Below are 8,848 nucleotides of genomic sequence, written 5' to 3'. Positions count from 1 at the left end.
CCGGACGGCTGCGGCCGGGGACGCGACGGCGGCGGGACCTTCGGCCGCTGCTGCTGCGGCGGCGGGGCTGCCGGGCGCGGGGGCGGGCCGGACGGCCGGGCGGGCGCGCCGAGCTGGAAGACCAGCCGCGGACCCCGTTGCGGATCACCGATCGCGATCGCCTGCCCGTCGCGGATGTCGACCGTCGTCACGCGGGCCCCGTCGACGAACATGCCGTAGGGGCTCGTGTCGACGGCGACCCAGTGCCCGTCGGCGAAGCGCAGCACGACGTCCGAACGGGCCGGGGGTGGGGCTGAACCGGCGTGGCTCGGGCGGTCGAGCGGGACGTCGCAGCCCCTGCCCTGCCCGACGATCACGTCGCGCCCCGGGGTGAAGACGTAGCGCATCGATCCGACCCACACCGTCAGCGGGGAGGCCGGGTAGGCCGGGGCGTCGGGCCGCATCGCCGTCACCTTTCGTCGCCGATCAGACCGGATCGCGCGGTAAACGAATCCGGGCTGTGCCTAAGTGTCTACCCGTGCCTAAGTGTCTACCCGTGCGCGGTCGTCGATCCAGCGGGATGGGCGCCGGTCACTGGGAGCCGCGGCGGCGTGGGGCCGCGGCCTCGTCGAGCAGCCGGCGTAGCACGCCCACCGCTTCCGCCAGTACCTGGCGCTCGGCCGGGTCGAGCTGACCCAGTTGCGGTTCGATCGCGGCGGCGCGGTCGGCGCGGACCGCGTTCAGCGTCCACCGGCCCGCGGGCGTGATCTGGATCCGGACGGCGCGGGCGTCGCCGGGGTCGACCGTCCGGGTGACCAGGCCGGCCTCCTCCAGGCGTCGTACCTGGGTGGTCATCGTCGGCTGCGAGCAGTGGTCGACGGCCGCCAGGTCGCCGATGCGGGCTTCGCCGTGCGCCTCGATGGTGGCGAGCAGCCTGGCCTGCGCCGCGGGCAACGGCATTCGGATGCGCTGGGTGGCCAGGCGGTTGAGGCGGGCGACCACCGCGAGCAGGTCCGCCCCGAGGCTCGGTCGCGGCTCGGGAGTTGCGGCGCCTGCCACTCCGTTGACTCCGTTGTGGTCGGCGGATGCGTTCATTCCTCCATGGTTGCATAGCTCCCCTAAGCGAGCCGCTGGTTCGACGGCGGGCCGCAAATCCGCAGCTGGCCCGGTGTTCTGCCGGGCCTCGGGCCCGCGGCCTGGCAGAATCGATCAAGTGACCGGCCCCAGACCCCTGCGCGCGCGTCATCGCGGTGGACCGCTGCAGCCGGTGGAGTTGGCGCAGGCGTCGGTGATGGGGGCGCTGTGTGCGGTCATCGCGATCATCTCCGTCGTCGTCCCGTTCGCCGCCGGCGTGGCCTTGCTGGGCACTGTGCCGACGGGGCTGCTGGCCTACCGGTACCGGATGCGCGTGTTGCTCGCCGCGACGGTCGCCGCCGGGATGATCGCCTTCCTCATCGCCGGCCTGGGCGGGTTGATGACGGTCCTGCACGGCGTGTACATCGGCGGCCTGACCGGGTTCGTCAAGCGCCGACGGCGGGGCACGCCGACGGTGATCGTCCTGTCGCTGGTCGCGGGGCTGGTGTTCGGCGCCGTGACGCTCGCCGCGCTGGCCGTCATGACCCGGCTGCGGCACCTGATCTTCGAGGTCATGACCGCGAACATCGACGGGGTCGCCGCGTTTTTGACCCGGATCCACCTGCAGCAAGCCGGCGCCGACGTCAAACGGCATTTCGCCGACGGCCTGCACTACTGGCCGTGGATCCTGCTGGGCTACTACACCGTGGGCATCACGATCGTGTCGCTGATCGGCTGGTGGGCGCTGTCGCGGCTGCTGCAGCGGATGCGCGAACTGCCCGACGTGCACAAGCTGGACGCCTGGGACGGCGAAGCGGTCCCGATCGGCCCGGTGCCGGTCCGGTTGGACAGGGTGCGCTTCCGCTACCCGCACGCCGCCCAGGACGCGTTGCGCGAGATCAGCCTGGACCTGCGCGTCGGCGAACACGTGGCGATCACCGGCGCCAACGGCTCCGGGAAGACCACGCTGATGCTGATCCTGGCGGGCCGGGAGCCCACGTCGGGCACCGTGCGGCGCCCCGGCGCGGTCGGCCTGGGCAAGGTGGGCGGCACGGCCGTGGTGCTCCAGCATCCCGAAAGCCAGGTCCTGGGCACCCGGGTTGCCGACGACGTGGTGTGGGGCCTGCCGCCGAGCACCGAGATCGACGTGAACCGGCTGCTGGGCGAGGTGGGCCTGGACGGGCTCGCCGACCGCGACACCGGAAGCCTGTCGGGGGGCGAGCTGCAGCGCCTTGCGCTGGCCGCGGCGCTGGCCCGGGAGCCGTCGCTGCTGATCGCCGACGAGGTGACCACCATGGTCGACCAGGAGGGCCGGGAGGCCCTGCTCGGCGTGCTGTCGGGCCTCACCGAACGACACCGGACCGCGCTGGTGCACATCACCCACTACAACGTCGAGGCCGAGTCGGCCGACCGCGCGATCAACCTCAGCGATTCGCCGGACAACGCCGACATGGTCGAGTCCGCACCCACGCCGCTGCCGTCCGCGCCGGTGGCGCACCTCTCCTCCGCGCCGGCGATCGAGCTCCTCGGGGTCGGCCACGAATACGCCAGTGGCACACCGTGGGCCAAACCCGCGCTGCGCGACATCAGCTTCGTGGTGGAGCAGGGCGACGGGCTGCTGATCCACGGCGGCAACGGGTCCGGCAAGTCGACGCTGGCCTGGATCATGGCGGGGCTGACGATTCCCACCACCGGCGCCTGCCTCCTCGACGGCCGGCCCACCCACGAGCAGGTCGGCGCGGTGGCGCTGTCGTTCCAGGCGGCCCGGCTGCAGCTGATGCGCAGCCGCGTCGACCGGGAAGTGGCCTCGGCCGCGGGTTTCTCGCACCGCGACCGGGACCGCGTCGCCGCGGCGCTGGGCGCCGTCGGGCTGGACCCCGCGCTCGCCACACGCCGCATCGACCAGCTCAGCGGCGGTCAGATGCGCCGAGTGGTGCTGGCCGGGCTGCTGGCGTGTTCGCCGCGGGCATTGATCCTCGACGAGCCGCTGGCGGGGCTGGACGCCTCCGCCCAGCGAGGCCTGCTGCGACTGCTCGAAGACCTGCGCCGCGAGCAGGGCCTCACGGTGGTGGTCATCTCCCACGACTTCGTCGGCCTGGAGGCCGTGTGCCCACGCACCCTGCATCTGCAGAACGGCAGGCTCCAGTCGGTCCCGGCCGCGGCCGGGGGCGTGGCATGACGGCGGCCGCGGGCCCCGAGCACGGCACGACCCGGCACCCGCCGCGGCCGGTGGTGCTGCTCGTCCCGGTGCCCGGGACGTCGACCATCCACGAACTGTGGGCCGGTACAAAACTGCTCGTGGTCTTCGGAATCTCGATGCTGCTGACTTTCTACCCGGGCTGGGTGGCGATCGGCGCGGTGGCCGCGCTGGTGGCGACCGCGATGCGGATCGCGCGCATTCCGCGCGGGGTGTTGCCGTCGGTTCCGCGCTGGCTGTGGGTCATCGTTGCGCTGGGCGGCATCACAGCCGCGCTGGGCGGGGGCAGCCCGGTGATCGCCGTGGGTGGCCTGCACCTGGCCCTCGGCGGGTTCCTGCAGTTTCTACGGATCACCGCGCTGTCGGTGGTGCTGCTCGCGCTGGGCGCGATGGTGTCCTGGACCACCAACGTCGCCGAGATCGGCCCCGCCATGGCGGTTTTGGGCCGCCCGCTGCGGCCGTTGCGGATACCGGTCGACGAGTGGGCGGTGGCGCTGGCGCTCGCGCTGCGCGCCTTCCCGATGCTGATCGACGAGTTCCAGGTGCTTCACGCGGCCCGCCGGCTGCGGCCCAGACGGGTACCGCACGGCCGCAGGGCGCGGCTGCGCCGCAACGCGCTGGAGGTGATCGACCTGCTCGCCGCGGCCATCACCGTGACGCTTCGGCGCGGCGACGAGATGGGGGACGCGATCACCGCCCGCGGCGGCACCGGCCAGCTCTCCGCCAACCCGGCGCGGCCGAAGATGACCGACTGGGTGACCCTGGCGATCACCACCGCTGTGTGCGGCGCGGCGGTGTGGGTGGAGACCGCGTTCCACTTGGCGCGTTAGAAAGCCGTGGGCGCTGCGGCGACCGACGGCCGTCGCGTAGCTTGGGCACGTGTCCGACGCGCACCGCAACCGCCGCATCGCGGCTTCCCCGCAGGAAATCTGGGACGTCCTGGCCGATTTCGGCGCGATCAGTTCGTGGGCCGGCAACGTCGACCACTCCTGCATCCTGTTCTCCGGTCCCGGCGGCGCGGCCGTCGGCACCGCGCGTCGGGTCCAGGTCAACCGCGACGCCCTCGTCGAGCGCATCACCGAGTTCGACCCGCCGCATGTCCTCGGCTACGACATCGAAGGCCTGCCCGCCCGCCTGGGCAGGGTGGCCAACCGCTGGACGCTGGCGCCTGCCGGCATCGGCCCGACGCTGGTGCGCCTGACCGGCACCGCCGAGATCGGGCCGCGCGCAGCGCACCGGCTGGCCGAACGCGTCGTGTGCCGCGTCCTGGCGCGGCAGTCCGCGGTGATGCTTGCCGGGCTCGCGAACCGATTGGAGAAGGCCCGTGTCTGATCGCCCCGACGTGGTCGTGGTCATGACCGACGAGGAGCGTGCGGTGCCGCCGTACGAGGCGCCCGACGTGCTTGCCTGGCGCGACCGGGTGCTCACCGGCCGTAAGTGGTTCGACGACCACGGGGTCAGCTTCGCCCGGCACTACACCGGCTCGCTGGCCTGCGTGCCCAGCCGGCCCACGATCTTCACCGGGCACTATCCCGACCTGCACGGCGTCACCCAGACCGACGGCATCGGCAAGACCGCCGACGACACCCGGATGCGCTGGCTGCGCCGCGGCGAGGTGCCCACCCTGGGCAACTGGTTCCGCGCCGCGGGCTACGACACCCACTACGACGGCAAGTGGCACATCTCCCACGCCGACCTCACCGATCCGGCGACGGGTCGCACCCTGGCGACCAACGACGACGACGGCGTCGTCGACCGCGCCGCCGTGCGGCGCTACCTCGACGCTGATCCGCTGGGGCCCTACGGCTTCTCCGGGTGGGTCGGCCCCGAGCCGCATGGGGCCGCGCTGGCCAATGCCGGAGTGCGCCGCGACCAGCTGATCGCCGACCGGGTCGTCGCCTGGCTCACCGACCGTTACGCCCGCCGCCGCGCCGGGGACGCGGCGGCGCTGCGCCCGTTCCTGCTGGTCGCCAGCTTCGTCAACCCGCACGACATCGTGCTGTTCCCGCTGTGGGCGCGCCGCAGCCCGATCACGCCGTCGCCGCTGGACCCGCCACCGGTGCCGCCCGCGCCGACGGCCGGCGAGAACCTGTGGACCAAGCCGGCCGCGCAGATCGCCTTCCGCGAGGCGTACTACTCCGGCTACGGCCCGGCACCCGCGATCAACCGGACCTATGACCGCAACGCCCAGCGCTACCGCGACCTGTACTACCGGCTGCACGCCGAGGTCGACGCGCCGATCGACCGCGTCCGGCGGGCCGTCGCCGACAACGGCTCGGCCGAGGCGGTGCTGGTGCGCACTGCCGACCACGGCGACCTGCTCGGCGCGCACGGCGGCCTGCACCAGAAGTGGTTCAACCTCTACGACGAGGCCACCCGGGTCCCCTTCGTGATCGCCCGCGTCGGGGAGCGGTCCACGGGCCCGCGGGTCGTGACGGCTCCGACGTCGCACGTCGATTTGGTCCCGACGCTGCTGTCGGCCGCCGGGGTCGACGTCGCGGCGGTCGCCGCCACGCTGGCCGAGTCGTTCTCGGAGGTCCACGAGCTGCCGGGCCGCGACCTGATGCCCGTCGTCGACGGCGCGCCGGCCGACGACACCCGCGCGGTCTACCTGATGACCCGCGACAACATGCTCGAGGGCGACACCGTCGCCTCGGGCCTGGGGCGCCGCCTCAAGCAGACCGTCAATCCGCCCGCGCCGCTGCGCATCCGGGTCCCGGCTCACACCGCGTCCAACTTCGAGGGCCTGGTCGTGCGCGTCGACGACGTGCCGGGCGGCGAAGGCCACCTGTGGAAGCTGGTCCGCACGTTCGACGACCCCGGCACCTGGACCGAGCCCGGCGTGCGACACCTGGCCGCCAACGGGCTCGGCGGCGACACCTACCGCACGTCGCCACTCGACGACCAGTGGGAGCTCTACGACCTGACTGCCGACCCCGTCGAAGCCGACAACCGGTGGACCGATCCCGGCCTGGACGAGCTGCGCGGGCACCTGCGCGCGCGGCTCAAGGACGCCCGCGCCGGCTCGGTGCCGGAGCGAAACCACCCGTGGCCCTACGCGTCGCGCCGGCCGCCGGGCCCGGCGCCGTCGGTGCTGGCGCGTGTGGTGCGCGGACTGTCGCAGCGCTGAGCACGGTCACAGCCACCCGGGTGGCTTGTCAGAGCATGGAATGGACCATCATTCCGGCGTCGCTGACGGCCTGGAGCGACCCGCCGCCGACCTGCCTGAAGTCGACGAAGGCCGAAAGATGGTTCGAGGTGTTCAGTAACTCCTCGAAGACGCCCAGGATGGGGATCGTGCCCTGCTGAGTCGATATGTCGGCGCTGTAGGGGATGGAGGCTTGCTGCTGGAATTTGGCGCTCTGCAGCGTCTTCGTCTCGGGCCCGCTCATGTCCGTCACGTTGGTCAAACCGGTTGATGCCGTGCCGGTCAGCCGGTTGATGTCGCCCTGCAGCACGGCCACGACGTCGGTCCCGTCGGCCGGCTTGACCGTTACCTGCATCCGCGAGGTGTTGTCGGAGTCGTAAAGCGTCACAGAATTCGAGGTGCGCTCGGCGAGTGACCAGTCCGGTGCGAGGGTGATCGAGATGCCGTCCGCGATGACGATCGGGTCGGCCGCGGTGAGCGCGACCCCCACCTTCTGCGCGTCGGCGTGGCTGCTGGGCAGCATCGGAGGCGGTTTGGGCCGGTTGGTGTTGCCGGAGAAGACGATCGCGGCCGTCACGGCGGCGGCGATCACGATGATCACGCCGATGACGGTGGCGATGACGGCCGGGCGCAGGCGGTGCCCGACCCGTCCGCGGCGGCCCGGGAAATGAACTGGTGCCGGCGTATGCGGGGGCGGTGGCGTCGATGACATTCGTGACTCCTGACTGGCTGTGGTCTTCAGGCCTTCGGCGTGGTGCCCATGGCACCTGTCGCAGGGAAGGGATGGCGCGCCAGCGCGGCCGTGGCCGTTCCACAGACTTGGCAGAACGCGGCACCGGCGCCGATTGCCGCGCCGCAGTGCGCGCAGATCTGTTGGGTGCCGGGGGCGCGACCCACGGCGCCGTTTCCGGCGAGGGCGTCCCGGGCTTCGGTCACCAGCGCGGCGTGCAGCGCGTCGCGCGTGCCGAGCAGTCCGGCGCCGGCCAGCACCAAAGCCACCAGGGTGGTCAGCACGATGCCGCGGGAGCCGTAGGGCGTGAGCAACGTGGTGGCGAGTTCGTAGAGCACCACGAGCACCAGGCCCTTGGCCAGCCCCAGCGCGACGTTGCCGCCGCCGCGCAGCGCCAGCACGGTCATGGCCGCGGCGGTGGCCAGGATGATGGGCTGCAAAAACCCGAGCGTCAGGGCGATGAACGCGACGTGCGCCGGGTCCCCGGCGGTCGCCTCGATGTGGGTGAAGGCGCCGCGCTGCACGACCACGCTGAGCCCCAGCGAGAGTGCGGCACCGCTGAGCGAGCAGACGATCACGGCGTCGATGGGATGGCGGAACGCGCTGCGCGCGGTGGTCAGCATCGGCGCAATCAGCACCGCGACAAACGCCACGACCGGGACGATCAACCCCAACTCCCACACCTGGCTGAGCTTGGGAAGCCCGTGATTTGGCGCGGCCAGTAACACCGGCCTGGTGAAGTGGTCTTCGAGCAGCCCCACCCCGATGCCGAGTAGCAGGGACAGCAGAAAGTCCACGCCGATGACGGTGGCCGGCTCGTCACGCCACACGTCGTGGTCGTGCACATAGGTCAGCACCACTGCCGGAAGCGCGATCGCGGCCAGTATCAACGCGATTGAGAGGACACCGAACGCCGCTGCGGTCAATGCCGCCAGCAGCGCTATGGCGATCGCGCCCCGGTAGATGTGGTGACGTCCGCCCGACAAGTGCGGCATCAGCGTGCTCATCATTGCCAGCGCCCGCACCGGTTCCTCGGGATGGGCGGCGAAGTGCCGGGACCTATCGACGCCCGGCTGCAGGGGCGTGCCGCACCGGGCGCAGAAACGGGCGGCGTCAGGATGCGGGGTCGAGCAATTCGGGCAGTCCATCATTTCCTCCGGCTACTCGGTGGCCAAATACTTTTCCGAAACTGCGGCCGGATCGGCGGCGAAAAAGAACGCCAAGGGCGGCGCGGTTGTTTATCGGGCCGCGGCGTCATTTCGCATTGACCCCGCACAGACAGACGCGACCCGCGCTGTCGCGCCATCTGTCGAACACGCACCGCAACCTCGCCAGACCGTGCATTTTGTCTCGGAGAAAGGCGACCGGGACACCGGAACGTGTCAATCGTCATTTGTTTACACCGTCATGCATAGGGACTTCCGGCCCTAAATATCTGTGGCGCGGTGATTTAGAGCGCTGGTTGATGAATTCAATTCGGTGGGCCGCGCATAACTGCGTGTGGCGTCGACAGCCGGGGCGGCAAAGGGCGGGGCTCTCCGCCGATTACCTGCCGGCCCGGTCAGCGGCCCTGCGCGCCTCAGGGCCGCATGCGGTCGATCAGGTCGGACAGCACGACGATGCTCTCGCTGCGTTCGATGTCCGCGCTGGACCGGATCCGCTCGAGGGCGGTCTCGAGGTGCTGCATGTCGCGGGCCAGCACGTGCAGGATCGCGTCGGA

The 8,848-nt window shown here is 71.6% G+C and carries 8 protein-coding genes and 1 pseudogene; 4 read left to right on the top strand and 5 right to left on the bottom strand.

All coding sequences use genetic code 11. The annotated features are described in order from the left end of the window. Together AC2VOR_RS00615 and AC2VOR_RS00610 are read right to left on the bottom strand one after the other, a co-directional pair. Positions 1 to 443, bottom strand: a 443-nt coding sequence (locus AC2VOR_RS00615; protein WP_486963012.1) for an FHA domain-containing protein, incomplete at its 3' end; no start/stop codon positions are given. Between the two features lie 127 nt (positions 444 to 570). Beyond that, positions 571 to 1,074, bottom strand: a complete 504-nt coding sequence (locus AC2VOR_RS00610) for a MarR family winged helix-turn-helix transcriptional regulator (protein WP_369738053.1) — start codon at positions 1,072 to 1,074, stop codon at positions 571 to 573. A 118-nt stretch (positions 1,075 to 1,192) separates the two neighbouring features. On the opposite strand from AC2VOR_RS00610, the gene AC2VOR_RS00605 reads away from it, so the two are divergent. The 4 genes from AC2VOR_RS00605 to AC2VOR_RS00590 are packed head-to-tail and all read left to right on the top strand — an operon-like array spanning position 1,193 to position 6,380. Beyond that, complete coding sequence (locus AC2VOR_RS00605; protein WP_369738054.1) at positions 1,193 to 3,232, top strand: ATP-binding cassette domain-containing protein; 2,040 nt, start codon at positions 1,193 to 1,195, stop codon at positions 3,230 to 3,232. After that, positions 3,229 to 4,080: a CbiQ family ECF transporter T component gene (locus tag AC2VOR_RS00600; protein ID WP_369738055.1), complete on the top strand. Its 852-nt coding sequence runs from the start codon at positions 3,229 to 3,231 to the stop codon at positions 4,078 to 4,080. The genes AC2VOR_RS00605 and AC2VOR_RS00600 overlap by 4 nt, the downstream gene beginning before the upstream one ends. A 49-nt stretch (positions 4,081 to 4,129) precedes the next feature. After that, the gene (locus AC2VOR_RS00595) at positions 4,130 to 4,582 is read left to right on the top strand and encodes an SRPBCC family protein (protein ID WP_369738056.1); all 453 of its coding nucleotides are present in this window, start codon (positions 4,130 to 4,132) and stop codon (positions 4,580 to 4,582) included. Next, complete coding sequence (locus AC2VOR_RS00590) at positions 4,575 to 6,380, top strand: sulfatase-like hydrolase/transferase (protein ID WP_369738057.1); 1,806 nt, start codon at positions 4,575 to 4,577, stop codon at positions 6,378 to 6,380. The genes AC2VOR_RS00595 and AC2VOR_RS00590 overlap by 8 nt, the downstream gene beginning before the upstream one ends. Before the next feature lie 28 nt (positions 6,381 to 6,408). On the opposite strand, the gene AC2VOR_RS00585 is transcribed toward AC2VOR_RS00590, so the two are convergent. The 3 genes and pseudogenes from AC2VOR_RS00585 to AC2VOR_RS00575 form a co-directional block, all read right to left on the bottom strand. Next, positions 6,409 to 7,110, bottom strand: a complete 702-nt coding sequence (locus tag AC2VOR_RS00585) for a hypothetical protein (RefSeq protein ID WP_369738058.1) — start codon at positions 7,108 to 7,110, stop codon at positions 6,409 to 6,411. Between the two features lie 26 nt (positions 7,111 to 7,136). Continuing rightward, positions 7,137 to 8,276: a zinc ribbon domain-containing protein gene (locus tag AC2VOR_RS00580; protein WP_486963011.1), complete on the bottom strand. Its 1,140-nt coding sequence runs from the start codon at positions 8,274 to 8,276 to the stop codon at positions 7,137 to 7,139. Positions 8,277 to 8,707: 431 nt separating this feature from the next. Beyond that, a pseudogene (locus AC2VOR_RS00575) lies at positions 8,708 to 8,848 on the bottom strand (Rv2324 family transcriptional regulator); the annotation flags it as partial.

This window comes from Mycobacterium sp. TH-M103 (assembly GCF_057473785.1).
The sequence above is the reverse complement of the archived record's forward strand: the minus strand, read 5'-3'. Positions and strand labels throughout refer to the sequence as shown.